Below are 25,613 nucleotides of genomic sequence, written 5' to 3' on the forward strand. Positions count from 1 at the left end.
TGGTCCCGCTTTGTTACAGAATGCTTTTAATAAGCGGGGTTACTGGTTGGATTAGCGAGAAGAGCCAGTAAAAGACGCAGTGACGGCAATGTCTAATGCAATATGGACAATTGGTTTCTTCTCTGAATGGCGGGAGTATGAAAAGTATGGCTGAAGCGCAAAATGATCCCCTGCTGCCGGGATACTCGTTTAACGCCCATCTGGTGGCGGGTTTAACGCCGATTGAGGCCAACGGATATCTCGATTTTTTTATCGACCGACCGCTGGGAATGAAGGGTTATATTCTCAATCTCACCATTCGCGGTCAGGGAGTGGTGAAGAATCAGGGACGAGAATTTGTCTGCCGACCGGGTGATATTTTGCTGTTCCCGCCAGGAGAGATTCATCACTACGGTCGTCATCCGGAGGCTCGCGAATGGTATCACCAGTGGGTTTACTTTCGTCCGCGCGCCTACTGGCATGAATGGCTTAACTGGCCGTCAATATTTGCCAATACGGGTTTCTTTCGCCCGGATGAAGCGCACCAGCCGCATTTCAGCGACCTGTTTGGGCAAATCATTAACGCCGGGCAAGGGGAAGGGCGCTATTCGGAGCTGCTGGCGATAAATCTGCTTGAGCAATTGTTACTGCGGCGCATGGAAGCAATTAACGAGTCGCTCCATCCACCGATGGATAATCGGGTACGCGAGGCTTGTCAATACATCAGCGATCACCTGGCAGACAGCAATTTTGATATTGCCAGCGTCGCGCAGCATGTCTGCCTGTCGCCGTCGCGTCTGTCGCATCTGTTCCGCCAGCAGTTAGGAATTAGCGTCTTAAGCTGGCGCGAGGACCAACGCATTAGTCAGGCGAAGCTGCTTTTGAGCACCACCCGGATGCCTATCGCTACCGTCGGTCGCAATGTTGGCTTTGACGATCAACTCTATTTCTCGCGAGTATTTAAAAAATGCACCGGGGCCAGTCCGAGCGAGTTCCGTGCCGGTTGTGAAGAAAAAGTGAATGATGTAGCCGTCAAGTTGTCATAATTGGTAACGAATCAGATAATTGACGGAGTAGCATAGGGTTTGCAGAATCCCTGCTTCGTCCATTTGACAGGCACATTATGCAAGCATTGCTGGAACACTTTATTACCCAATCCACCGTGTATTCATTGATGGCGGTGGTGTTGGTGGCCTTTCTGGAGTCGCTGGCGCTGGTCGGTTTGATTTTACCCGGTACGGTGCTAATGGCGGGACTGGGGGCGCTGATTGGCAGCGGCGAGTTAAGTTTCTGGCACGCCTGGCTGGCAGGGATTGTCGGTTGCCTGATGGGCGACTGGATCTCCTTCTGGCTGGGCTGGCGTTTTAAAAAGCCGTTGCATCGCTGGTCATTTCTGAAGAAGAACAAAGCATTACTCGATAAAACTGAACATGCGTTGCATCAACACAGCATGTTTACCATTCTGGTCGGTCGTTTTGTCGGCCCGACGCGTCCGCTGGTGCCAATGGTGGCGGGAATGTTGGATCTCCCGGTGGCGAAATTTATTACGCCAAATATTATCGGCTGCCTGTTATGGCCGCCGTTTTACTTCCTGCCGGGGATTCTGGCGGGCGCGGCGATCGATATTCCTGCCGGAATGCAGAGTGGCGAGTTTAAATGGTTGCTGCTGGCAACAGCGGTGTTTTTGTGGGTTGGTGGCTGGCTGTGCTGGCGGTTATGGCGCAGTGGTAAAGCGACTGACCGTTTAAGTCATTATTTGTCGCGCGGTCGTTTGTTGTGGCTGGCACCGTTAATTTCTGCCGTCGGTGTAGTGGCGCTGGTAGTGTTAATTCGCCACCCGTTGATGCCGGTATATATCGATATTTTGCGGAAAGTGGTTGGGGTTTAGGGGATAGTCTGTGCGGGTTGCCTGATGCGACGCTTGCCGCGTCTTATCAGGCCTACAAAACGCACTGTCCGTAGGTCGGATAAGGCGTTCACGCCGTATCCGACAGTGCATACTAACCCGTAATCCCCAATATTGCCGAAGCACTCGCCTTACCGCTCAACAATTCTTCAGTCTTACCCTGCCAGGCGATGCGCCCGTCAGCGACCACCACCGAGCGTGTGGCGATCCGCGCCGCATCTTCCACACTGTGCGACACCATCAATAGCGTCATTTTTTGCTGCTGGCAGCTCGTGCTCACCAGCGTCAGCATCTCCTGACGTAACGCCGGATCGAGCGCAGAGAACGGTTCATCGAGCAATAAAATGGGCTGTTCGCGTACCAGACAACGCGCTAACGCCACTCGCTGACGCTGACCGCCGGAAAGCTCGCCCGGTAACCGCGCCATTAAATTATCAATCCCCATCTGACGGGCAATAGCGTGCATTTTCTCCTGCTGCGCCGCGTTCAGCTTCAATCCAGGATTAAGCCCCAGCCCGATGTTCTGCGCGACCGTCAGGTGACTGAACAGGTTGTTCTCCTGAAACAGCATCGATACCGGACGGCGTGATGGCGGTGTCGTGGTGTGATCAACACCATCGATAGTCAGCGAACCGCTGGCTGGCGTCAGAAAACCGGCGATCAAATTCAGCAGGGTACTTTTACCCGCGCCGCTTGGCCCGAGGATCGCCACCTGCTCGCCGCGTTCCACCGTTAAGCTAAAACGCATCGGCAAATGGTGATAAAGCCAAGTGATATCAGTCAGTTTTAACATTTCGCCCCGGTAGTTTTTCAATCACGGTAAACAGCAGAAAACAGAGCAGCAGTAGAATTAACGCGGTCACCGCGCCGTCCTGGCTACGATAGGAGCCAATTTGCTGGTAGAGATAAAACGGCAGGGTACGGAAATCATCGTTACCGAACAACGCCACCACGCCAAAATCACCAATCGACAGCACACACGCAAAGGCCAGCGCCTGCGCCAGCGGACGTTTCAGGGCGCGCAGCTCCACCACTTTTAAGCGCGACCAGCCTTCAATGCCCAGCGACTGACAAAGCATGCTATAGCGGGCAGTGATATCGCGCATCGGGTTTTCCAGCACTTTCAGCGCATAAGGGATGGCCATTAACGCATTGGTGAAAATCACGATGCCGTCAGCAGATTGTGGCAGGCCGATGGTGTTGTTGAGCAGTAAAAAGAAGCCCGTTGCCAGCACAATCCCCGGCATGGCGAGGATCAGCATTCCGCTCATCTCCAGCGCCTGACCCGCCAGCATTTTTTGCCGTGCCCGCAATTCGCGACTGCTCCATAGCAGCATCATGGTCAGCACTACGCATAATACGCCTGCCGCCAGCGCAATACGCAACGAGGTCCACAGCGCCTGCCACAGCACCGGTTGTGCCAGCACCTCTGGCAACTGGCGATTTACCCCATCGACAATCACCGCCAGTAACGGTGGCAGCAACAGCAACAGCGCCAGCACAATTAACACCGTGTCGCAAATGCGGCTATGCAGACGATCGTCCGGGTCGCGCCAGCCTTGCAGCAGCGTGGTGCCGGGCGCAATGGCCTTACTTAGTCGCTGACTCAACAGCACCAGCCCAAGGCAACAAACCATCTGGATCAGCGCCAGCATCGCCGCGCGGGCGGGATCGTAGTCGTAACTCAGCGCCTGATAGATTGCCAGCTCGATAGTGGTCGCCTGCGGACCGCCGCCCAGCGATAGCACGGTGGCGAAGCTGGCGAAACAGAGCATAAAGATAAGCGCGGCAACCGGCGGGATTTGACGCCGTAACCACGGCCATTCGACGAAGCGGAAAAAATGCCAGCCGCGCATGCCAAGCTGGGCAGCAAGCTGACGCTGTTCGCCGGGAATGTTTTCCAGTGCCTGGAGTAATAAGCGGCTCGCCATCGGCAGATTAAAAAATACGTGCGCCAGCAAAATACCTTGCAGGCCGTAGGGCGAAAAGGTCCACTCCAGACCGAGCGATTGGCAGAGTGATGCCAGCCAGCCCTGGCGACCATAGACGCTAAGAATGCCGAAAACAGCAACCAGCACCGGGAGGATCAAGGTCATTGCGCACAGACGCAACAGCGCCAGCCGCCCCGGAAAGCGCCTGCGATAGAGGGCGCGGGCAAGGAATATTGCGGGCACGACAGAGATCAGCGCCGAGAGAAACGCCTGCCAGAAGGAAAAGCGCACCACATGCCACAGGTAGCTGTCCTGCCAGATTGCCACCCAGTCACCCTGCGGCGCGTTCCACCACAGGGCGAGAAATGCCGCCAGTGCAACCGCCACCACAAGCGTAGCGGCGCTTACGCCTGGAATTAACCAGCCGGGAATTAACGGCTGACGGCGCGTTGCCATTCGCTAATCCATGCCTGACGTTGTGCCGCCACGTCGGCTGGCGTGAACTCCAGCGTGGTTGCTGGTTTGGTCAGTTGTTCAAACCCGGCAGGCAGCGTGACGTTTGCCACCGGATACATCCAGTTGCCGGTTGGGATCGCATTCTGGAAGGCCGGAGAAACCATAAACTGAAGGAACTTTTGCGCCAGTTCCGGCTGCTTGCTGGCAGCGGTGCGGGCAGCAACTTCTACTTGCAGATAATGACCTTCGCTAAAGTTCGCCGCGGCGTAGTTATCTTTCTTCTCTTCGAGAATGTGATAAGCCGGAGAGGTGGTGTAACTCAGTACCAGATCGCTTTCGCCTTTTAAAAACAGGCCGTAGGCTTCGCTCCAGCCTTTGGTGACCGTGACCGTTTTCTTCGCCAGTTTCTGCCAGGCTTGTGGGGCGTCATCGCCATAGACTTTTTGCATCCACAACAGCAGACCCAGCCCCGGCGTGCTGGTGCGCGGATCCTGATAAATCACCCGCCAGTTTTGATCGCTTTCAACCAATTCTTTCAGGCTTTGCGGCGGATTTTTCAGTTTGTTCTTGTCATAGACGAAGGCGAAATAGCCGTAATCAAACGGGACGAAAGTGTCATTATTCCAGCCGCCGGGAACGTTAACGGCATCCGCTGCCACACCGCTTTTAGCAAACAGCCCGGTTTTGCTGGCAGCATCTAACAGATTGTTATCCAGCCCCAGCACCACATCGGCTTTACTGTTTTTGCCTTCCATCCGCAGACGGTTGAGAAGCGAAACGCCATCTTCCAGCGCCACCAGTTTCAGTTCGCAATTACAGTCGGCTTCAAAGGCTTTTTTCACCACCGGACCTGGCCCCCAGTCGGCGGCGAAGGAGTCGTAGGTATAAACAGTCAGAACGGGTTTAGCGAAAGCGGGTGCTGTACAGAGCAACAGCAGGGGAAGATATTTTTTTAACACTTTGCACCTCAAAGAAGAGTGGCAAAGGACTTGAGAAGGAGCCTCAAATCCCTTCGCCGGCGTTATCCGGATCAGGTTCGACGGGTATTTTCTCAGCGCACGCGGCAGCGTGGCACCCCGTTGAGAACGGCGTTAGTGTAGTGATTTTGTTATCAACCAGCAATCATGGATCCGGCGGCGCAAACCACGCTGATTTAAAATCGAACCAGCCGAGGGTGTTCATACGCAGACCGCGCATACTGCGTTGCCCCTGAATGATCAGCCAGTGGTGGATGAGCGGCACCATTGCTTTGCTGGCGACCAGTTGCTGGCACCAGTTCGCCAGATTCATTTCGCCATTGCGCCAGCGGGCGGCGTCGGCTTGCCAGTCGATCGGAATACAGTGTTGTAGCAGCGGCACTTCGCACAAATGCGCGAACAGCGAAAAATCCAGCGGCAGCGTAAAGTTGGCGCTGTTAAGCCAGATATCGCTCTCGATCTCTCCTTCGTGCCACTGATCGTAGCTGATCTCTTTAATTTCAAGTGTGACCTGATGACTTGCCAGAATCTGCTGCATGATCCTGGCAATCACCCGATGCTCAATATGATCCTGATAAAAGGTCAGGGTGAGGCTTTCCAGCCCGGCAGGTTTTTCGCACTGCGCCGGGTGGGCATGATGCCAGCGCGGCAACAGCCCGTAGGCTGGAAACCAGAGTTGCTGGTATTGTTCCTCGGCGAAATAGACCAGATTAGTTGGAGAAAGCACATAACTTACCCAGTCCCTGACTTGCTGATTCGCCCCACGATGGGTGCGGCTGTCGAACAGTAAATAGTAGCAACCTTCTTCCAGCCGACTTTCAATCTCTTTTTCCTCGCCCTGTGGACCTTTTAGCATCAGACCGCCGGCTGGCTCGTCGGCAATTTCTGGCAGAACCCAGACGTTAACTTCGTCGATTAATGCGCGGTAACCGAAGAAGTCATCGAATGCCTGAATTTTCAGTTGATTGCTGCTGTTGCGGATCACCGCATACGGACCGGTGCCGATGGGATGGCTGGCAAAGTTACTGAGGGTTTCCCATTCGCGCGGCAGGATCATTGCCGGAACTTGCCCCAGCAGTAACGGCAACCAGCGGTCCGGTTGCGTGAGATGGATATCCAGCGTCCAGGGCGTCGGCGACACAATGTCCGCAATATGCGAATAGAGCGGCAGCGTATTGATTCGTTTTAAAGAGGCGATCACATCGTCCATTTCCAGTTCACGACCATGATGAAAATGGACTCCTGGACGCAAAAAGAAGCGCCAGTGAAGCGGTGATATTTGCTGCCAGTGGTGGGCGATGTCTGCTTCCAGTTCCCCATTTTCCTCATTTATGCGCGTTAGCGAACTGAAGATTTGCCGGGCGATATGGGTTTCGGAACGGCGCAATGCACTGCCGGGCAGCAGATTGCGCAACGGACGATAGTAGAGAACGCGCAGGATGTGCCGCCCCTGACGGAAGGTACGCCCCAGATGAGAAACCAGCATTTGCCGCACAGCCGCTTTGTCGCCAACCAGTTGCACCAACTGATCGATACGATCCTGCTCCAGTAAGTCTTCCGCCCGCTGTTGCTGAAGCGCCAGCCCGGTATAGAGGAATGTTAAACGTGAGCGTTTACCGCGCCCGACCTCCGCTTCCCACGTCAGCCAGCCGCGATCCTGCATGGTATTGAGCAGGGTGCGCATATGACGACGGGAGCAGCTCAATAACTCCGCTAGTTCGTTGAGCGTTGTGTCCTGCGATTTACCCTCGCAGCATTGCCACAGGCGGATGAACTGTTGTTGCAGACGAGCAGATGGCATAAAAGGGGAACTCCTGCGCAAAAGTCAGCAATTTTATTTTCCCTATATTAAGTCAATAATTCCTAACGATGAAGCAAGGAGGTGCCCCATGCGTCAGTTTTATCAGCACTATTTTACCGCGACAGCGACGTTGTGCTGGTTGCGTTGGTTAAGCGTCCCACAACGATTAACTATGCTTGAAGAACTGATGCAGTGGGAGGGGAGTCATTCTGACTACTGATTTGCGGACATCATGTGTGACTGAGTATTGGTGTTAATCGCCACGCCAGCAGTGATTATCTGCTGGCTTTTTTCTTTTTGGCGATTGAGTGCGGGACGGTGTACAAACTAACGCATAAACGCCGGTTGCTTCTCTTCATAAGACGCAATTGCGTCGTCGTGCTGCAGGGTCAGGCCGATGCTGTCCAGACCGTTCATCATGCAGTGGCGGCGGAAGGCATCGATGGTAAAGCGATAAGTTTTCTCTCCCGCTTTCACCTCTTGCGCTTCCAGGTCCACATCAAAATGAATCCCCGGATTGGCTTTCACCAGCGCAAACAGTTCGTCCACTTCTGCATCGCTTAATTTCACCGGCAGCAGCTGGTTGTTAAAGCTGTTGCCGTAGAAGATGTCAGCAAAACTCGGTGCAATCACCACTTTAAAACCGTAATCGGTCAATGCCCACGGCGCATGCTCACGCGAGGAACCGCAGCCGAAGTTTTCTCGTGCCAGCAAAATGGAAGCGCCCTGATATTGCGGGAAGTTCAGCACGAAGTCCGGGTTTGGCTGTTGGCCTTTTTCATCCAGAAAACGCCAGTCGTTAAACAGATGCGCGCCAAAACCTGTACGGGTCACTTTCTGCAAAAACTGTTTCGGGATGATTGCATCGGTATCGACATTGGCGGCATCCAGCGGAACCACCAGGCCTGTGTGTTTGATAAATTTCTCTGCCATGGTGTGCTCCTTATTTAATGTTGCGAATATCGGCGAAATGACCAGTAACAGCAGCAGCGGCAGCCATTGCCGGGCTGACCAGATGCGTGCGTCCACCGCGCCCCTGGCGGCCTTCAAAGTTACGGTTGCTGGTGGAGGCACAACGTTCGCCCGGATTCAGGCGGTCGTTGTTCATCGCCAGACACATTGAGCAGCCTGGCAAGCGCCATTCAAAACCGGCTTCGATAAAGATTTTGTCCAGACCTTCCGCTTCCGCCTGGGCTTTTACCGGACCAGAGCCGGGAACCACCAGTGCCTGCACGCTCGGCGCGACTTTCCGGCCTTTGGCGATTTCTGCCGCTGCGCGTAAATCTTCAATGCGCGAGTTGGTGCAGGAACCGATAAACACTTTGTCGATAGCCACTTCGGTCAGCGGAATACCCGGTTTCAGCCCCATATAGGCCAGCGCTTTTTCTGCCGACGCGCGTTCAACTGGATCGGCAAACGAAGCCGGATCGGGAATGTTGTCGTTCACGGAGATCACCTGACCGGGGTTAGTTCCCCATGTTACCTGCGGGGCGATCTCTTCTGCTTGCAGAGTGACAACGGTATCGAAAGTTGCGCCTTCGTCGGTTTGCAGAGTTTTCCAGTAGGCAACGGCGTCGTCGAAATCTTTACCTTTCGGCGCATGCAGACGGCCTTTAACATAGTTAAAGGTGGTTTCGTCCGGCGCAACCAGACCGGCTTTTGCGCCCATTTCGATTGCCATGTTGCACAGGGTCATACGACCTTCCATGCTTAAATCACGGATTGCTTCGCCGCAAAACTCCACCACATGCCCGGTACCGCCAGCGCTGCCGGTTTTACCGATAATCGCCAGCACAATATCTTTCGCGGTAATGCCCGGCGCAGCTTTGCCCTGGACTTCAATTTTCATGGTTTTCGCGCGCCCCTGTTTCAGGGTCTGCGTTGCCAGTACGTGTTCGACCTCGGATGTACCGATACCAAAGGCCAGTGCACCAAACGCCCCGTGGGTGGCGGTATGTGAGTCGCCGCAGACAATGGTCATTCCGGGTAAGGTGACGCCCTGTTCCGGCCCCATTACGTGGACAATCCCCTGATACGGGTGATTCAGGTCATACAGTTCGACGCCAAACTCTTTGCAGTTTTTGATCAGTTCCTGCATCTGGATGCGCGCCATCTCACCGCAGGCATTAATGTCTTTAGTCTGAGTCGAGACGTTGTGATCCATGGTGGCGAAGGTTTTCCCCGGCTGACGTACCGGGCGACCGTGGGCGCGCAGACCATCGAACGCCTGCGGTGAGGTCACTTCATGTACCAGATGACGGTCGATATATAACAGCGGGGTTTCGTTTTCGGCTTCGTACACTACGTGAGCGTCGAATAATTTTTCGTATAACGTCTTAGCCATGATTACACCCCTTCTGCCACATAGCGGGCAATGATATCGCCCATTTCATCGGTACTAACGGCGGCAGCGCCACGGGCTAAATCCCCGGTGCGAATGCCTTCTTCTAACGCGCGGTTAATGGCGCGTTCAATGGCGGAAGCCGCATCATCGGCATCCAGGCTGTAACGCAGCAGCAGCGCCAGCGACAGAATTTGTGCAATCGGGTTGGCGATGTTTTTGCCTGCGATATCGGGTGCCGAGCCGCCCGCCGGTTCATACAGACCAAAACCTTGCTCGTTCAGGCTGGCGGAAGGCAACATGCCCATCGAGCCTGTGATCATCGCGCATTCATCAGACAGAATGTCGCCAAACAGGTTGGAGCACAGCAGTACGTCAAACTGCGACGGATCTTTAATCAGCTGCATGGTAGCGTTGTCGATGTACATATGCGCCAGTTCGACATCCGGATACTCCGTGGCGATCTCGTTAACAATCTCCCGCCATAAAATAGAGGATTGCAGCACATTGGCTTTGTCGATTGAGGTGACTTTGCGACGACGCTTGCGGGCAGATTCAAACGCGATACGGGCAATGCGCTCGATCTCAAAACGGTGATACACCTCGGTATCAAACGCTTTTTCATATTGTCCGCTACCCTCGCGACCTTTTGGTTGACCGAAATAGATGCCACCGGTCAGTTCGCGCACACACAGGATGTCGAAGCCGTTAGCGGCAATGTCAGCACGCAGCGGACAGAATGCTTCCAGCCCCTGATACAGTTTTGCCGGACGCAGGTTGCTGAATAATTTGAAGTGCTTACGCAAAGGCAACAGCGCGCCGCGTTCTGGTTGCTGGTCTGGCGGCAAATGTTCCCATTTCGGGCCGCCCACCGAGCCAAACAGCACGGCATCGGCTTGCTCACAACCTTCAACCGTCGCAGGCGGCAGCGGCTGCCCGTGGTTATCAATGGCAGCGCCGCCTACATCGTAATGGCTGGTGGTAATACGCATCGCAAAGCGGTTACGCACGGCATCCAGCACTTTCAGTGCCTGGGTCATCACTTCCGGCCCGATCCCATCTCCGGGTAAAACGGCAATATGGTAATTCTTCGACATCACACGGTTTCCTTGTTGTTTTCGTTGTGTTGAGCTTTGCGTTGCAACTCTTTTTCGACTTCTGCGGCGCGCCAGATATTGTTCAGTACGTGCACCATGGCTTTGGCGGAGGACTCGACAATATCGGTGGCCAGGCCGACGCCGTGGAAGCGGCGACCGTTGTAGTTAGCGACGATATCCACCTGACCCAGCGCATCTTTACCGTGGCCTTTGGCGGTCAGGCTGTATTTCACCAGTTCGACGTTATAGTCAGTGATGCGGTTAATCGCCTGATAGACGGCATCGACCGGACCATTACCGTTGGCAGCTTCCGCTTTAACTTCCTCGCCACAGGCCAGTTTGACGGCGGCAGTGGCAATATCGTTAGAACCAGACTGCACGCTGAAGTAATCCAGACGGAAATGCTCCGGCTCTTCTTGCTGCTTACCGATGAAGGCCAACGCCTCCAGATCGTAATCAAACACCTGACCTTTTTTGTCCGCCAGCTTCAGGAAGGCATCGTACAAATTGTCTAAATTATATTCACTTTCTTTATACCCCATCTCATCCATGCGGTGTTTTACTGCCGCACGACCGGAACGAGAGGTCAGATTCAGCTGGATTTGGTTCAGACCAATAGATTCTGGTGTCATGATTTCGTAGTTTTCGCGGTTTTTCAGCACGCCATCCTGGTGGATACCGGAGGAGTGTGCGAATGCGCCGCTGCCAACAATGGCTTTGTTTGCCGGGATCGGCATATTACAAATCTGGCTAACTAACTGGCTGGTGCGCCATATTTCCTGGTGATTAATGGCGGTATGAACGTTGAGAATATCCTTACGAACTTTGATCGCCATGATCACTTCTTCCAGCGAACAGTTACCGGCACGCTCGCCGATCCCATTCATTGCACCTTCCACCTGGCGCGCTCCGGCATGTACCGCCGCCAGTGAGTTGCCAACTGCCAGGCCTAAATCGTCGTGGGTATGTACGGAGATAATGGCTTTGTCGATGTTAGGCACGCGTTCATACAGGCCGCTGATGATTCCGGCGAACTCAAATGGCATGGTGTAGCCCACGGTGTCCGGAATGTTGATGGTGGTGGCACCGGCGTTAATCGCCGCTTCAACCACGCGCGCCAGATCGGCAATCGGTGTGCGTCCGGCATCTTCGCAAGAAAATTCAACATCATCGGTGTAATTACGTGCGCGTTTCACCATATAGATAGCGCGTTCGATCACTTCGTCCAGCGTGCTACGCAGCTTGGTGGCGATGTGCATTGGTGAAGTGGCAATAAAGGTATGGATACGGAAGGCTTCGGCAACTTTCAGAGATTCAGCTGCCACGTCGATATCCTTTTCCACGCAGCGAGCTAACGCACATACGCGGCTGTTTTTGACCTGGCGGGCGATGGTCTGCACCGATTCGAAATCGCCCGGCGAAGAGACGGGGAAACCGACTTCCATCACGTCAACACCCATACGCTCAAGGGCCAGCGCAATTTGCAGTTTTTCTTTCACACTCAAGCTTGCCTGTAACGCCTGTTCACCGTCGCGCAATGTGGTATCGAAAATAATGACTTGCTGGCTCATGGTTTGGGTCCTTGTCTCTTTTTGAGCGCCTCGCTTCGGGCATAAAAAAACCCGCGCAATGGCGCGGGTTTTTTGTTTGACTGCGTGCTGGCTTAATGCTGAATGCCGCTCACTCGTCTACCGCGCAAAGAAGATGCGTTTAGTAGTAGTAGACCGATAAAGCGAACGATGTGAGTCATTAAATCAGCTCCAGATGAATACGATATGCTTTTAGAGTTACTGGATACAAAAACGGATGTCAACCCTGACGCAACAAAAACGTTCCGCCAGAGTGAGTTCTGCATTCGTCAAATTAGCTAATTGTGCTGCAGTGGTTAAAACAAGCGATATTAATTTCTGCTTAACCACCGACGCTTTTCATCGGTTGACATATTTCAGAATAAATTTTTGTATCTAATCAACGAGGAAAAGGGGGATAAAATGCACGCGTTACAAAACCTATCTTGATGATTTGTATTGAATTATATGTTTTGCTAATTTTTTGATATTCATTTGGTGAATATTATTGTTCGATTAATGTTAAGAATTAATGCATTAAACATATAAATTAATTATTAAAAAAGCACATTTAATCCATTTTGTGGATGATTGAGTATTCGCGGTAGTTATGATTAGATTGCTTTCGCAACAAAAACATTATGGATTATTATGCTGCGGTAAATGACTCTTTACTCGGCAATGGGTTCTGTTTTTATAAGAACCCGTATCTTTATGTTTTCCTAATTTTTCTCATTTTCCTTTTTCTTATTTTATATGCATGATAAATCATATTCTCGAGGATTATTTCTCTGCATTCCAATAAGGGAAAGGGAGTTAAGTGTGACAGTGGAGTTAAGTATGCCAGAGGTACAAACAGAGCAACCAGAGACGGCGGAGTTAAGCAAGCCACAACTACGCATGGTCGATCTCAACTTATTAACCGTTTTCGATGCCGTGATGCAGGAGCAAAACATCACCCGTGCCGCTCATGTTCTGGGGATGTCGCAACCTGCGGTCAGTAACGCGGTTGCACGCCTGAAGGTGATGTTTAATGACGAGCTTTTTGTTCGTTATGGCCGTGGCATTCAACCGACTGCTCGCGCATTTCAACTTTTTGGTTCAGTTCGTCAGGCATTGCAATTAGTACAAAATGAATTGCCAGGTTCAGGTTTTGAACCCGCGAGCAGTGAACGTGTATTTCATCTTTGTGTTTGCAGTCCGTTAGACAGCATTCTGACCTCGCAGATTTATAATCACATTGAGCAAACTGCGCCAAATATACATGTTATGTTCAAGTCTTCATTAAATCAGAACACTGAACATCAACTGCGTTATCAGGAAACGGAGTTTGTGATTAGTTATGAAGACTTCCATCGTCCTGAATTTACCAGTGTGCCATTATTTAAAGATGAAATGGTGCTGGTAGCCAGCAAAAATCATCCAACAATTAAAGGCCCGTTACTGAAACATGATGTTTATAACGAACAACATGCGGCAGTTTCGCTCGATCGTTTCGCGTCATTTAGTCAACCGTGGTATGACACGGTAGACAAGCAAGCCAGTATCGCGTATCAGGGCATGGCAATGATGAGTGTACTGAGCGTGGTGTCGCAAACGCATCTGGTCGCTATTGCGCCGCGTTGGCTGGCTGAAGAGTTCGCTGAATCTTTAGAGTTACAGGTATTACCGCTGCCATTAAAACAAAATAGCAGAACCTGTTATCTCTCCTGGCATGAAGCTGCCGGGCGCGACAAAGGCCATCAGTGGATGGAAGAGCAATTAGTCTCAATTTGCAAACGCTAACTGAATGCAGAATAGGTCAGATATTGATTACTGATTTATTCTGTATTTTTTATTGAATATAGAATTTTATTCTGAATGTGTGAGTTCACTATTTTAGGATTAATTAAAAAAATAGAGAAATTGCTGTAAGTTGTGGGATTTAGCCGATTTATTATCAATTTAATCCTCCGTAATGGAGGATTTTATCGTTTCTTTTCACCTTTCCTCCTGTTTATTCTTATTACCTCGTGTTTATGTCTCTGGCTACCAATTGCTTAAGCAAGATCGGGCGGTTAATGTGTTTTACACATTTTTCCGTTAAACAGTGAGGCAGGCCATGGAGATGTTGTCTGGAGCCGAGATGGTCGTCCGATCGCTTATCGATCAGGGCGTTAAACAAGTATTCGGTTATCCCGGAGGCGCGGTCCTTGATATTTACGATGCATTGCATACCGTGGGTGGTATCGATCATGTATTAGTTCGTCATGAGCAGGCGGCGGTGCATATGGCCGATGGTCTGGCACGCGCGACCGGGGAAGTCGGCGTCGTGCTGGTAACATCGGGGCCAGGGGCGACCAATGCGATTACCGGCATCGCCACCGCTTATATGGACTCCATTCCCTTGGTTGTTCTTTCCGGGCAGGTAGCAACTTCGTTGATAGGCTACGATGCTTTTCAGGAGTGCGACATGGTGGGAATTTCCCGCCCAGTGGTGAAGCACAGTTTTCTGGTTAAGCAAACGGAAGACATTCCGCAGGTGCTGAAAAAGGCTTTTTGGCTGGCGGCAAGTGGTCGCCCTGGCCCCGTGGTCGTTGATTTACCGAAAGATATTCTTAATCCTGCGAACAAATTACCCTACGTCTGGCCGGAGTCGGTCAGTATGCGATCTTACAATCCCACGACCTCCGGACATAAAGGGCAAATTAAGCGCGCTCTGCAAACACTGGTGGCGGCAAAAAAACCGGTTGTCTATGTAGGCGGTGGGGCAATCACGGCGGGCTGCCATCAGCAGTTGAAAGACACGGTGGAGGCGTTGAATCTGCCCGTTGTTTCCTCATTAATGGGGCTGGGGGCGTTTCCGGCAACGCATCGTCAGGCACTGGGCATGCTGGGAATGCACGGTACCTACGAAGCCAATATGACGATGCATAACGCGGATGTGATTTTCGCCGTCGGGGTACGTTTTGATGACCGAACGACGAACAATCTGGCAAAGTACTGCCCAAATGCCACTGTTCTGCATATCGATATTGATCCAACTTCAATTTCTAAAACCGTGACTGCTGATATCCCGATTGTGGGGGATGCCCGCCAGGTCCTCGAACAAATGCTTGAACTCCTGTCGCAAGAATCCGCCCATCAACCGCTGGATGAGATCCGCGACTGGTGGCAGCAGATTGAACAGTGGCGTGCTCGTCAGTGCCTGAAATACGATATTCACAGTGAAAAGATTAAACCGCAGGCCGTTATCGAGACTCTTTGGCGGCTGACGAAGGGGGACGCTTACGTGACGTCTGATGTCGGGCAGCACCAGATATTCGCCGCACTTTATTATCCTTTCGACAAACCGCGTCGCTGGATTAACTCTGGTGGCCTCGGCACGATGGGGTTTGGTTTACCTGCGGCACTGGGCGTCAAAATGGCGCTGCCAGAAGAAACCGTGGTTTGCGTCACTGGTGACGGCAGTATTCAGATGAACATTCAGGAACTGTCTACCGCCTTGCAATACGAGTTGCCGGTATTGGTGGTGAATCTTAATAATCGCTATCTGGGGATGGTGAAGCAGTGGCAGGACATGATCTATTCCGGCCGCCATTCACAATCTTATATGCAATCGCTACCCGATTTCGTCCGTCTGGCGGAAGCCTATGGGCATGTTGGGATCCAGATTTCTCATCCGCAAGAGCTGGAAAGCAAACTTAGCGAGGCGCTGCAACAGGTGCGCAATAATCGTCTGGTCTTTGTTGATGTTACCGTCGATGGCAGTGAGCACGTCTACCCGATGCAGATTCGCGGGGGCGGAATGGATGAAATGTGGTTAAGCAAAACGGAGAGAACCTGATTATGCGCCGGATATTATCAGTCTTACTCGAAAATGAATCAGGCGCGTTATCCCGCGTGATTGGCCTTTTTTCCCAACGTGGGTACAACATTGAAAGCCTGACCGTTGCGCCCACCGACGATCCGACATTATCGCGTATGACCATCCAGACCGTGGGCGATGAAAAAGTGCTTGAGCAGATCGAAAAGCAATTACACAAACTGGTCGATGTCTTGCGCGTGAGCGAGCTGGGGCAGGGGGCGCACGTCGAGCGGGAAATTATGCTGGTGAAAATTCAGGCCAGCGGCTACGGACGTGACGAAGTGAAGCGCAATACGGAAATATTTCGTGGGCAAATCATCGATGTCACGCCATCGCTTTACACCGTCCAACTGGCAGGCACCAGCGATAAGCTTGATGCATTTTTAGCATCGATTCGCGATGTGGCGAAAATTGTGGAAGTTGCTCGCTCTGGTGTAGTTGGACTTTCGCGCGGCGATAAAATAATGCGTTGAGAATGATCTCAATGCGCAATTTGCAGCCCAACATGTCACGTTGGGCTTTTTTTGCGAATTCAGTGGGAACATGGAATAAAAGCAGTTGCCGCAGTTAATTTTCTGCGCTTAGATGTTAATGAATTTAACCCATACCAGTACAATGGCTATGGTTTTTACATTTTACGCAAGGGGCAATTGTGAAACTGGATGAAATCGCTCGGCTGGCGGGAGTGTCGCGGACCACTGCAAGCTATGTTATTAACGGCAAAGCGAAGCAATACCGTGTGAGCGACAAAACCGTTGAAAAAGTCATGGCTGTGGTGCGTGAGCACAATTACCACCCGAACGCCGTGGCAGCTGGGCTTCGTGCTGGACGCACACGTTCTATTGGTCTTGTGATCCCCGATCTGGAGAACACCAGCTATACCCGCATCGCTAATTATCTTGAACGTCAGGCGCGGCAACGGGGTTATCAACTGCTGATTGCTTGCTCAGAAGATCAGCCAGACAACGAAATGCGTTGTATTGAGCATCTTCTACAGCGTCAGGTTGATGCCATTATTGTTTCGACGTCGTTGCCACCAGAGCATCCTTTTTATCAACGCTGGGCTAACGACCCGTTCCCGATTGTCGCGCTGGACCGCGCCCTCGATCGTGAACACTTCACCAGCGTGGTTGGTGCCGATCAGGATGATGCCGAAATGCTGGCGGAAGAGTTACGTAAGTTTCCCGCCGAGACGGTGCTTTATCTTGGCGCGCTGCCGGAGCTTTCTGTGAGCTTCTTGCGTGAGCAAGGTTTCCGTACTGCCTGGAAAGATGATCCGCGCGAAGTGCATTTCCTTTATGCCAACAGTTATGAGCGGGAGGCGGCTGCCCAGTTATTCGAAAAATGGCTGGAAACGCATCCGATGCCGCAGGCGCTGTTCACAACGTCGTTTGCGTTGTTGCAAGGGGTGATGGATGTCACGCTGCGTCGCGATGGCAAACTGCCTTCTGACCTGGCAATTGCCACCTTTGGCGATAACGAACTGCTCGACTTCTTACAGTGCCCGGTGCTGGCAGTGGCTCAACGTCACCGCGATGTCGCAGAGCGTGTGCTGGAAATTGTCCTGGCAAGCCTGGACGAACCGCGTAAGCCAAAACCTGGGTTAACGCGCATTAAACGTAATCTCTATCGCCGCGGCGTGCTCAGCCGTAACTAAGCCGCGAACAAAAATACGCGCCAGTGAATTTCTCATTGGCGCGTCGAGTACGGGAATGGACATCAATATCCTTAAAGTAAATAAGACTATTCCTGGCTATTATTGATAAATGCTTTTAAACCCACCCATTAATTAACTCACCTGCTGAAATTCACAATAATTAAGCAATATTGACAGAGCGTTTTTGCATTATTTTGTTACATGCAGAGATGAATTGCCGATTTAACAAACACTTTTCTTTGCTTTTGCGCAAACCTGCTGGCATCAAGCGCCACACAGACGCAACAGGGACTGTTAACCGGGGAAGATATGTCCTAAAATGCCGCTCGCGTCGCAAACTGACACTTTATATTTGCTGTGGAAAATAGTTAGTCATTTTAAAACGGTGATGACGATGAGGGATTTTTTCTTACAGCTATTCATAACGTTAATTTGCTTCGCACGTTGGACGTAAAATAAACAACGCTGATATTAGCCGTAAACATCGGGTTTTTTACCTCGGTATGCCTTGTGACTGGCTTGACAAGCTTTTCCTCCGCTCCGTAAACTCCTTTCAGTGGGAAATTGTGGGGCAAAGTGGGAATAAGGGGTGAGGCTGGCATGTTCCGGGGAGCAACGTTAGTCAATCTCGACAGCAAAGGGCGCTTATCAGTGCCTACCCGTTATCGGGAACAGCTGCTTGAGAACGCTGCCGGTCAAATGGTTTGCACCATTGACATTCATCACCCGTGCCTGCTGCTTTACCCCCTGCCTGAATGGGAAATTATCGAGCAAAAATTATCGCGTCTGTCGAGCATGAACCCGGTTGAGCGCCGTGTGCAGCGCCTTCTGTTAGGTCATGCCAGCGAATGTCAGATGGATGGCGCCGGTCGATTGTTAATCGCGCCAGTACTGCGGCAACATGCCGGTCTGACAAAAGAAGTGATGCTGGTTGGACAGTTCAACAAGTTTGAGCTGTGGGATGAAACAACCTGGCATCAACAGGTCAAGGAAGATATCGACGCAGAGCAGTTGGCTACTGGAGACTTATCGGAGCGACTGCAGGACTTGTCTCTATAAAATGATGGAAAACTATAAACATACTACGGTGCTGCTGGATGAAGCCGTTAATGGCCTCAATATCCGTCCTGATGGCATCTACATTGATGGGACTTTTGGTCGCGGTGGTCACTCACGTCTGATCCTCTCGCAGCTTGGCGAAGAGGGGCGTTTGCTGGCGATCGATCGCGACCCGCAGGCTATCGCCGTTGCGAAGACTATTGATGATCCGCGCTTCTCCATCATCCATGGACCTTTCTCCGCGCTGGGCGAATACGTTGCCGAGCGCGATCTTATCGGCAAGATCGACGGCATTCTCCTCGATCTTGGTGTCTCTTCACCGCAACTTGATGATGCAGAACGCGGCTTTTCCTTTATGCGCGATGGCCCGCTGGACATGCGTATGGACCCAACCCGTGGGCAGTCAGCCGCTGAATGGCTACAAACCGCAGAAGAAGCCGATATCGCCTGGGTATTGAAAACCTATGGTGAAGAGCGTTTTGCCAAACGCATTGCCCGCGCCATTGTCGAGCGAAACCGCGAACAGCCGATGACCCGCACCAAAGAACTGGCGGAAGTCGTGGCTGCCGCAACGCCGGTGAAAGATAAGTTTAAACATCCCGCGACCCGTACCTTCCAGGCGGTGCGCATTTGGGTAAACAGTGAACTGGAGGAGATAGAGCAGGCGCTAAAAAGCTCGCTCAACGTGCTGGCCCCGGGTGGGCGGCTTTCAATTATCAGCTTCCACTCGCTGGAAGACCGCATTGTGAAGCGCTTTATGCGTGAAAACAGCCGCGGTCCGCAAGTTCCGGCAGGGTTACCGATGACTGAAGAGCAGCTCAAAAAACTGGGTGGCCGTCAGCTGCGAGCACTAGGCAAGTTAATGCCGGGCGAAGAAGAGGTGGCTGAGAACCCTCGTGCCCGTAGTTCAGTTCTGCGTATTGCAGAGAGGACGAACGCATGATCAGCAGAGTGACAGAAGCTCTAAGCAAAGTTAAAGGATCGATGGGAAGCCACGAGCGCCATGCATTGCCTGGTGTTATCGGTGACGATCTATTGCGATTTGGGAAGCTGCCACTCTGCCTGTTCATTTGCATTATTTTGACGGCGGTGACCGTGGTAACCACGGCGCACCACACCCGTTTACTGACCGCTCAGCGCGAACAACTGGTGCTGGAGCGAGATGCTTTAGACATTGAATGGCGCAACCTGATCCTTGAAGAGAATGCGCTCGGCGACCATAGCCGGGTGGAAAGGATCGCCACGGAAAAGCTGCAAATGCAGCATGTTGATCCGTCACAAGAAAATATCGTAGTGCAAAAATAAGGATAAACGCGACGCATGAAAGCAGCGGCGAAAACGCAGAAACCAAAACGTCAGGAAGAACATGCCAACTTTATCAGTTGGCGTTTTGCGTTGTTATGCGGCTGTATTCTCCTGGCGCTGGCTTTTCTGCTCGGACGCGTAGCGTGGTTACAAGTTATCTCCCCGGATATGCTGGTAAAAGAGGGCGACATGCGTTCTCTACGCGTTCAGCAAGTTTCCACCTCCCGCGGCATGATTACTGACCGTTCTGGTCGCCCGTTAGCGGTGAGCGTGCCGGTAAAAGCGATTTGGGCTGACCCGAAAGAAGTGCATGACGCTGGCGGTATCAGCGTCGGTGATCGCTGGAAGGCGCTGGCTAACGCACTCAATATTCCGCTGGATCAGCTTTCAGCCCGCATTAACGCCAACCCGAAAGGGCGCTTTATTTATCTGGCGCGTCAGGTAAACCCTGACATGGCAGAGTACATCAAAAAACTGAAACTGCCGGGGATTCATCTGCGTGAAGAATCTCGACGTTATTATCCATCCGGCGAAGTGACCGCTCACCTCATCGGCTTTACTAACGTCGATAGTCAGGGGATTGAGGGCGTCGAGAAGAGTTTCGATAAATGGCTTACCGGGCAGCCGGGTGAGCGCATTGTGCGTAAAGACCGCTATGGTCGCGTAATTGAAGATATCTCTTCCACCGACAGCCAGGCGGCGCACAACCTGGCGCTGAGTATTGATGAACGCCTGCAGGCGCTGGTTTATCGTGAACTCAACAATGCGGTGGCCTTTAACAAAGCTGAATCTGGTAGCGCCGTGCTGGTGGATGTCAACACCGGTGAAGTGCTGGCGATGGCTAACAGCCCGTCATACAACCCAAACAATCTGAGTGGCACGCCGAAAGAGGCGATGCGTAACCGTACCATCACTGACGTGTTTGAACCGGGTTCAACGGTTAAACCGATGGTGGTGATGACCGCGTTGCAACGTGGCGTAGTGCGAGAAAACTCGGTACTGAATACCGTTCCTTATCGAATTAACGGCCACGAAATCAAAGACGTGGCACGCTACAGCGAATTAACCCTGACCGGGGTATTACAGAAGTCGAGTAACGTCGGTGTTTCCAAACTGGCGTTAGCGATGCCGTCCTCAGCGTTAGTAGATACTTACTCACGTTTTGGACTGGGAAAAGCGACCAATTTGGGGTTGGTCGGAGAACGCAGTGGCTTATATCCTCAAAAACAACGGTGGTCTGACATAGAGAGGGCCACCTTCTCTTTCGGCTACGGGCTAATGGTAACACCGTTACAGTTAGCGCGAGTCTACGCAACTATCGGCAGCTATGGCATTTATCGCCCGCTGTCGATTACCAAAGTTGATCCCCCGGTTCCCGGTGAACGCGTCTTCCCGGAATCCATTGTTCGCACCGTGGTGCATATGATGGAAAGCGTGGCGCTACCGGGCGGCGGCGGCGTGAAGGCGGCGATTAAAGGCTATCGTATCGCCATTAAAACCGGTACCGCGAAAAAGGTCGGGCCGGACGGTCGCTACATCAATAAATATATTGCTTATACCGCAGGCGTTGCGCCTGCGAGTCAGCCGCGCTTCGCGCTGGTTGTTGTTATCAACGATCCGCAGGCGGGTAAATACTACGGCGGCGCCGTTTCCGCGCCGGTCTTTGGTGCCATCATGGGCGGCGTATTGCGTACCATGAACATCGAGCCGGATGCGCTGACAACGGGTGATAAAAATGAATTTGTGATTAATCAAGGCGAGGGGACAGGTGGCAGATCGTAATTTGCGCGACCTTCTTGCTCCGTGGGTGCCAGACGCACCTTCGCGAGCACTGCGAGAGATGACACTCGACAGCCGTGTGGCTGCGGCGGGCGATCTCTTTGTAGCTGTAGTAGGTCATCAGGCGGACGGGCGTCGATATATCCCGCAGGCGATAGCGCAAGGTGTGGCTGCCATTATTGCAGAGGCGAAAGATGAGGCGACCGACGGTGAAATCCGTGAAATGCACGGCGTACCAGTCATCTATCTCAGCCAGCTCAATGAGCGTTTATCTGAACTGGCGGGCCGCTTTTACCATGAACCCTCTGACAATTTACGTCTCGTGGGCGTAACGGGCACCAACGGCAAAACCACGACTACCCAGCTGTTGGCGCAGTGGAGCCAACTGCTTGGCGAAACCAGCGCGGTAATGGGCACCGTTGGTAACGGCCTGCTGGGAAAAGTGATCCCGACAGAAAATACCACCGGTTCGGCAGTCGATGTTCAGCATGAGCTGGCGGGGCTGGTGGATCAGGGCGCGACTTTTTGCGCAATGGAAGTTTCCTCCCACGGGCTGGTACAGCACCGTGTGGCGGCATTGAAATTTGCGGCGTCAGTCTTTACCAACTTGAGCCGCGATCACCTTGATTATCATGGTGATATGGAACACTACGAAGCGGCGAAATGGCTGCTTTATTCTGAGCATCATTGCGGTCAGGCGATTATTAACGCCGACGATGAAGTGGGCCGCCGCTGGCTGGCAAAACTGCCGGACGCGGTTGCGGTATCAATGGAAGATCATATCAATCCGAACTGTCACGGACGCTGGTTGAAAGCGACTGAAGTGAACTATCACGACAGCGGTGCGACTATTCGCTTTAGCTCAAGCTGGGGCGATGGCGAAATTGAAAGCCATCTGATGGGCGCTTTTAACGTCAGCAACTTGCTGCTGGCGCTGGCGACGCTGCTGGCGCTGGGCTATCCGTTGGCTGACCTGCTGAAAACTGCCGCACGCCTGCAGCCGGTTTGTGGACGTATGGAAGTGTTCACTGCGCCAGGCAAACCGACGGTAGTGGTGGATTACGCGCATACGCCAGATGCACTGGAAAAAGCCTTACAGGCGGCGCGTTTGCACTGTGCGGGCAAGCTGTGGTGCGTCTTTGGCTGTGGTGGCGATCGTGATAAAGGCAAACGTCCACTGATGGGCGCAATTGCTGAAGAGTTTGCTGACGTGGCGGTGGTGACGGACGATAACCCGCGTACCGAAGAACCGCGTGCCATCATCAACGATATTCTGGCGGGAATGTTAGATGCCGGACATGCCAAAGTGATGGAAGGCCGTGCTGAAGCGGTGACTTGCGCCGTTATGCAGGCTAAAGAGAATGATGTGGTACTGGTCGCGGGCAAAGGTCATGAGGATTACCAGATTGTTGGCAATCAGCGTCTGGACTACTCCGATCGCGTCACGGTAGCGCGTCTGCTGGGGGTGATTGCATGATTAGCGTAACCCTTAGCCAACTTACCGATATTCTCAACGGTGAACTAAAAGGGGCAGATATTACCCTTGATGCTGTAACCACTGACACCCGTAAATTGACGCCGGGTTGCCTGTTTGTTGCCCTGAAAGGCGAACGTTTCGATGCCCATGATTTTGCTGACCAGGCGAAAGCTGGCGGTGCGGGTGCACTGCTGGTTAGCCGTCCGCTGGATATCGATCTGCCGCAGTTAATCGTCAAGGATACGCGTCTGGCGTTTGGTGAACTGGCTGCATGGGTTCGCCAGCAAGTTCCGGCGCGCGTGGTTGCTCTGACCGGTTCCTCCGGCAAAACCTCCGTTAAAGAGATGACGGCAGCGATTTTAAGCCAGTGTGGCAACACGCTTTATACGGCAGGCAATCTCAACAACGACATCGGTGTACCGATGACGCTGTTGCGCTTAACGCCAGAGTACGATTACGCAGTAATTGAACTTGGCGCGAACCATCAGGGCGAAATTGCCTGGACTGTGAGTCTGACTCGCCCGGAAGCGGCGCTGGTCAACAACCTGGCAGCGGCGCATCTGGAAGGTTTTGGCTCGCTTGCGGGTGTCGCGAAAGCGAAAGGTGAAATCTTTAGCGGCCTGCCGGAAAACGGTATCGCCATTATGAATGCCGACAACAACGACTGGCTGAACTGGCAGAGTGTGATTGGCTCACGCAAAGTGTGGCGCTTCTCACCGAATGCTAACAACAGCGATTTCACCGCTACCAATATCCACGTGACCTCGCACGGTACGGAATTTACCCTGCAAACCCCAACGGGTAGCGTCGATGTTCTGCTGCCGTTGCCGGGGCGTCACAATATTGCGAATGCGCTGGCAGCCGCTGCGCTCTCCATGTCCGTGGGCGCAACGCTTGATGCTATTAAAGCGGGGCTGGCAAATCTGAAAGCTGTTCCTGGCCGTCTGTTCCCCATTCAACTGGCGGAAAATCAGTTGCTGCTCGACGACTCCTACAACGCTAACGTCGGCTCCATGACCGCCGCTGTTCAGGTACTGGCTGAAATGCCGGGCTACCGTGTGCTGGTGGTGGGCGATATGGCGGAACTGGGCGCTGAAAGCGAGGCCTGCCATGTACAGGTGGGCGAAGCGGCGAAGGCGGCGGGTATTGACCGCGTGTTAAGTGTGGGTAAACAAAGCCATGCTATCAGTACCGCCAGCGGCGTTGGTGAACATTTTGCCGATAAAACTGCGCTTATCACACGTCTTAAATCACTGATTGCTGAGCAACAGGTAATTACAATTTTAGTTAAGGGTTCACGTAGTGCTGCCATGGAAGAGGTAGTACGCGCTTTACAGGAGAATGGGACATGTTAGTTTGGCTGGCCGAACATTTGGTCAAATATTATTCCGGCTTTAACGTCTTTTCCTATCTGACGTTTCGCGCCATCGTCAGCCTGCTGACTGCGCTGTTCATCTCATTGTGGATGGGCCCGCGCATGATTGCTCATTTACAAAAACTCTCCTTTGGTCAGGTGGTGCGTAACGACGGTCCTGAATCACACTTCAGCAAGCGCGGTACGCCGACTATGGGCGGGATTATGATCCTGACAGCGATTGTGATCTCCGTGCTGCTGTGGGCATACCCGTCCAACCCGTATGTCTGGTGCGTGTTGGTCGTGCTGGTCGGTTACGGTGTTATTGGCTTCGTTGATGACTATCGCAAAGTAGTGCGTAAAGACACCAAGGGGTTGATTGCTCGCTGGAAGTATTTCTGGATGTCAGTTATTGCGCTGGGTGTTGCTTTCGCTTTGTACCTTGCCGGGAAAGACACGCCCGCAACGCAGCTGGTGGTCCCGTTCTTTAAAGATGTGATGCCGCAGTTGGGGCTGTTCTACATTCTGCTGGCTTACTTCGTCATTGTGGGCACCGGCAACGCGGTAAACCTGACCGATGGTCTTGATGGCCTGGCGATTATGCCGACTGTATTCGTCGCCGGTGGTTTTGCGCTGGTGGCATGGGCAACCGGCAACATGAACTTTGCCAGCTATTTACACATACCGTATCTGCGACACGCCGGGGAACTGGTCATTGTCTGTACCGCGATAGTCGGGGCAGGGCTGGGCTTCCTGTGGTTTAACACCTATCCGGCGCAAGTCTTTATGGGCGATGTAGGTTCGCTGGCGTTAGGTGGCGCGCTGGGCATTATCGCCGTACTGCTGCGTCAGGAATTCCTGCTGGTGATTATGGGCGGCGTGTTTGTCGTTGAAACCCTGTCGGTTATTTTGCAGGTCGGCTCCTTTAAACTGCGCGGACAACGTATTTTCCGCATGGCACCGATTCATCACCACTATGAACTGAAAGGCTGGCCGGAACCGCGTGTCATTGTGCGCTTCTGGATTATTTCGCTGATGCTGGTCCTGATTGGTCTGGCAACGCTGAAGGTACGTTAATC

The 25,613-nt window shown here is 52.6% G+C and carries 25 protein-coding genes and 1 riboswitch; of the genes, 15 read left to right on the forward strand and 10 right to left on the reverse strand.

The window, feature by feature from the left end; all coding sequences use genetic code 11:
* Positions 1-146: 146 nt before the first annotated feature.
* Both araC and ATB02_RS05065 read left to right on the forward strand, forming a co-directional pair.
* Positions 147-1,025: an arabinose operon transcriptional regulator AraC gene (araC, locus tag ATB02_RS05060; protein WP_001300811.1), complete on the forward strand. Its 879-nt coding sequence runs from the start codon at positions 147-149 to the stop codon at positions 1,023-1,025.
* 77 nt (positions 1,026-1,102) lie between these two features.
* Positions 1,103-1,867, forward strand: a complete 765-nt coding sequence (locus ATB02_RS05065) for a DedA family protein (RefSeq protein ID WP_105271185.1) — start codon at positions 1,103-1,105, stop codon at positions 1,865-1,867.
* Positions 1,868-1,979: 112 nt separating this feature from the next.
* Here the strand turns inward: ATB02_RS05065 and thiQ are convergent, their stop codons facing one another.
* The 4 genes from thiQ to sgrR all read right to left on the reverse strand — a co-directional run bounded on the left by thiQ (position 1,980) and on the right by sgrR (position 7,050).
* Positions 1,980-2,678, reverse strand: coding sequence for a thiamine ABC transporter ATP-binding protein ThiQ (gene thiQ, locus ATB02_RS05070; protein ID WP_000916288.1), 699 nt, complete (start codon positions 2,676-2,678; stop codon positions 1,980-1,982).
* Positions 2,662-4,272, reverse strand: a complete 1,611-nt coding sequence (gene thiP, locus ATB02_RS05075) for a thiamine/thiamine pyrophosphate ABC transporter permease ThiP (protein ID WP_105271186.1) — start codon at positions 4,270-4,272, stop codon at positions 2,662-2,664. Before thiP ends, thiQ begins: the two co-directional genes overlap by 17 nt.
* The gene (gene thiB / locus ATB02_RS05080) at positions 4,248-5,231 is read right to left on the reverse strand and encodes a thiamine ABC transporter substrate binding subunit (protein ID WP_105271187.1); all 984 of its coding nucleotides are present in this window, start codon (positions 5,229-5,231) and stop codon (positions 4,248-4,250) included. The genes thiP and thiB overlap by 25 nt, the downstream gene beginning before the upstream one ends.
* Before the next feature lie 30 nt (positions 5,232-5,261).
* Positions 5,262-5,361: riboswitch (TPP riboswitch) on the reverse strand.
* 33 nt (positions 5,362-5,394) lie between these two features.
* On the reverse strand, positions 5,395-7,050 hold the full coding sequence (sgrR, locus tag ATB02_RS05085) for a DNA-binding transcriptional regulator SgrR (protein WP_105271188.1): 1,656 nt from the start codon (positions 7,048-7,050) through the stop codon (positions 5,395-5,397).
* An 88-nt stretch (positions 7,051-7,138) separates the two neighbouring features.
* Here sgrR and sgrT point away from each other — a divergent pair, with 88 nt between their 5' ends.
* Entirely contained in the window at positions 7,139-7,270 is a 132-nt protein-coding gene (sgrT, locus tag ATB02_RS05090; protein WP_001248772.1) for a glucose uptake inhibitor SgrT, read from the forward strand.
* A gap of 107 nt (positions 7,271-7,377) precedes the next feature.
* Here sgrT and leuD read toward each other — a convergent pair whose 3' ends face one another.
* From leuD to leuL, 5 genes are all read right to left on the reverse strand, one after another.
* Positions 7,378-7,983 (reverse strand): 3-isopropylmalate dehydratase small subunit, encoded by a 606-nt coding sequence (gene leuD, locus ATB02_RS05095; RefSeq protein WP_000818231.1) that lies wholly within the window; start codon positions 7,981-7,983, stop codon positions 7,378-7,380.
* 10 nt (positions 7,984-7,993) lie between these two features.
* Entirely contained in the window at positions 7,994-9,394 is a 1,401-nt protein-coding gene (leuC, locus tag ATB02_RS05100; protein ID WP_105271189.1) for a 3-isopropylmalate dehydratase large subunit, read from the reverse strand.
* 2 nt (positions 9,395-9,396) lie between these two features.
* Positions 9,397-10,488 carry a 3-isopropylmalate dehydrogenase gene (gene leuB, locus ATB02_RS05105; protein ID WP_000042368.1) on the reverse strand — a complete coding sequence of 364 codons (1,092 nt, stop codon included), beginning with the start codon at positions 10,486-10,488 and terminating at the stop codon, positions 9,397-9,399.
* Positions 10,488-12,059, reverse strand: a complete 1,572-nt coding sequence (gene leuA / locus ATB02_RS05110) for a 2-isopropylmalate synthase (protein WP_000082846.1) — start codon at positions 12,057-12,059, stop codon at positions 10,488-10,490. Before leuA ends, leuB begins: the two co-directional genes overlap by 1 nt.
* A 92-nt stretch (positions 12,060-12,151) precedes the next feature.
* Positions 12,152-12,238: a leu operon leader peptide gene (gene leuL / locus ATB02_RS05115; RefSeq protein WP_001300467.1), complete on the reverse strand. Its 87-nt coding sequence runs from the start codon at positions 12,236-12,238 to the stop codon at positions 12,152-12,154.
* Between the two features lie 658 nt (positions 12,239-12,896).
* Here leuL and leuO point away from each other — a divergent pair.
* The gene (leuO, locus tag ATB02_RS05120; RefSeq protein WP_001353461.1) at positions 12,897-13,841 is read left to right on the forward strand and encodes a transcriptional regulator LeuO; all 945 of its coding nucleotides are present in this window, start codon (positions 12,897-12,899) and stop codon (positions 13,839-13,841) included.
* Positions 13,842-13,995: 154 nt separating this feature from the next.
* Here the strand turns inward: leuO and ATB02_RS26435 are convergent, their stop codons facing one another.
* Positions 13,996-14,040 carry a hypothetical protein gene (locus tag ATB02_RS26435; RefSeq protein ID WP_175565144.1) on the reverse strand — a complete coding sequence of 15 codons (45 nt, stop codon included), beginning with the start codon at positions 14,038-14,040 and terminating at the stop codon, positions 13,996-13,998.
* A 117-nt stretch (positions 14,041-14,157) separates the two neighbouring features.
* Between ATB02_RS26435 and ilvI the strand changes: the two genes are divergently transcribed.
* The 11 genes from ilvI (at position 14,158) to mraY (ending at position 25,611) form a co-directional block, all read left to right on the forward strand.
* A complete protein-coding gene (gene ilvI / locus ATB02_RS05125; RefSeq protein WP_105271190.1) occupies positions 14,158-15,882 on the forward strand; it encodes an acetolactate synthase 3 large subunit in 1,725 nt (574 codons plus the stop codon).
* Between the two features lie 2 nt (positions 15,883-15,884).
* Positions 15,885-16,376, forward strand: coding sequence for an acetolactate synthase small subunit (gene ilvN / locus ATB02_RS05130; protein WP_001252744.1), 492 nt, complete (start codon positions 15,885-15,887; stop codon positions 16,374-16,376).
* An 11-nt stretch (positions 16,377-16,387) separates the two neighbouring features.
* Complete coding sequence (locus ATB02_RS05135) at positions 16,388-16,474, forward strand: hypothetical protein (protein WP_032160836.1); 87 nt, start codon at positions 16,388-16,390, stop codon at positions 16,472-16,474.
* An 81-nt stretch (positions 16,475-16,555) separates the two neighbouring features.
* A complete protein-coding gene (gene cra / locus ATB02_RS05140; RefSeq protein WP_000762400.1) occupies positions 16,556-17,560 on the forward strand; it encodes a catabolite repressor/activator in 1,005 nt (334 codons plus the stop codon).
* A 600-nt stretch (positions 17,561-18,160) separates the two neighbouring features.
* Positions 18,161-18,619, forward strand: coding sequence for a division/cell wall cluster transcriptional repressor MraZ (gene mraZ, locus ATB02_RS05150; protein WP_001295770.1), 459 nt, complete (start codon positions 18,161-18,163; stop codon positions 18,617-18,619).
* Position 18,620: 1 nt separating this feature from the next.
* Positions 18,621-19,562 (forward strand): 16S rRNA (cytosine(1402)-N(4))-methyltransferase RsmH, encoded by a 942-nt coding sequence (gene rsmH, locus ATB02_RS05155; RefSeq protein WP_000970479.1) that lies wholly within the window; start codon positions 18,621-18,623, stop codon positions 19,560-19,562.
* On the forward strand, positions 19,559-19,924 hold the full coding sequence (gene ftsL, locus ATB02_RS05160) for a cell division protein FtsL (protein WP_000625658.1): 366 nt from the start codon (positions 19,559-19,561) through the stop codon (positions 19,922-19,924). The genes rsmH and ftsL overlap by 4 nt, the downstream gene beginning before the upstream one ends.
* A 15-nt stretch (positions 19,925-19,939) precedes the next feature.
* Positions 19,940-21,706: a peptidoglycan glycosyltransferase FtsI gene (gene ftsI, locus ATB02_RS05165; protein WP_000642212.1), complete on the forward strand. Its 1,767-nt coding sequence runs from the start codon at positions 19,940-19,942 to the stop codon at positions 21,704-21,706.
* Positions 21,693-23,180, forward strand: coding sequence for a UDP-N-acetylmuramoyl-L-alanyl-D-glutamate--2,6-diaminopimelate ligase (gene murE / locus ATB02_RS05170; protein ID WP_105271191.1), 1,488 nt, complete (start codon positions 21,693-21,695; stop codon positions 23,178-23,180). Before ftsI ends, murE begins: the two co-directional genes overlap by 14 nt.
* Positions 23,177-24,535: a UDP-N-acetylmuramoyl-tripeptide--D-alanyl-D-alanine ligase gene (gene murF, locus ATB02_RS05175; RefSeq protein WP_000626658.1), complete on the forward strand. Its 1,359-nt coding sequence runs from the start codon at positions 23,177-23,179 to the stop codon at positions 24,533-24,535. The genes murE and murF overlap by 4 nt, the downstream gene beginning before the upstream one ends.
* Positions 24,529-25,611 carry a phospho-N-acetylmuramoyl-pentapeptide-transferase gene (gene mraY / locus ATB02_RS05180; protein ID WP_000964131.1) on the forward strand — a complete coding sequence of 361 codons (1,083 nt, stop codon included), beginning with the start codon at positions 24,529-24,531 and terminating at the stop codon, positions 25,609-25,611. The genes murF and mraY overlap by 7 nt, the downstream gene beginning before the upstream one ends.
* Positions 25,612-25,613 lie beyond the last annotated feature (2 nt).

The organism is Escherichia sp. MOD1-EC5189 (assembly GCF_002966045.1).
GTDB lineage: Bacteria > Pseudomonadota > Gammaproteobacteria > Enterobacterales > Enterobacteriaceae > Escherichia > Escherichia coli_F.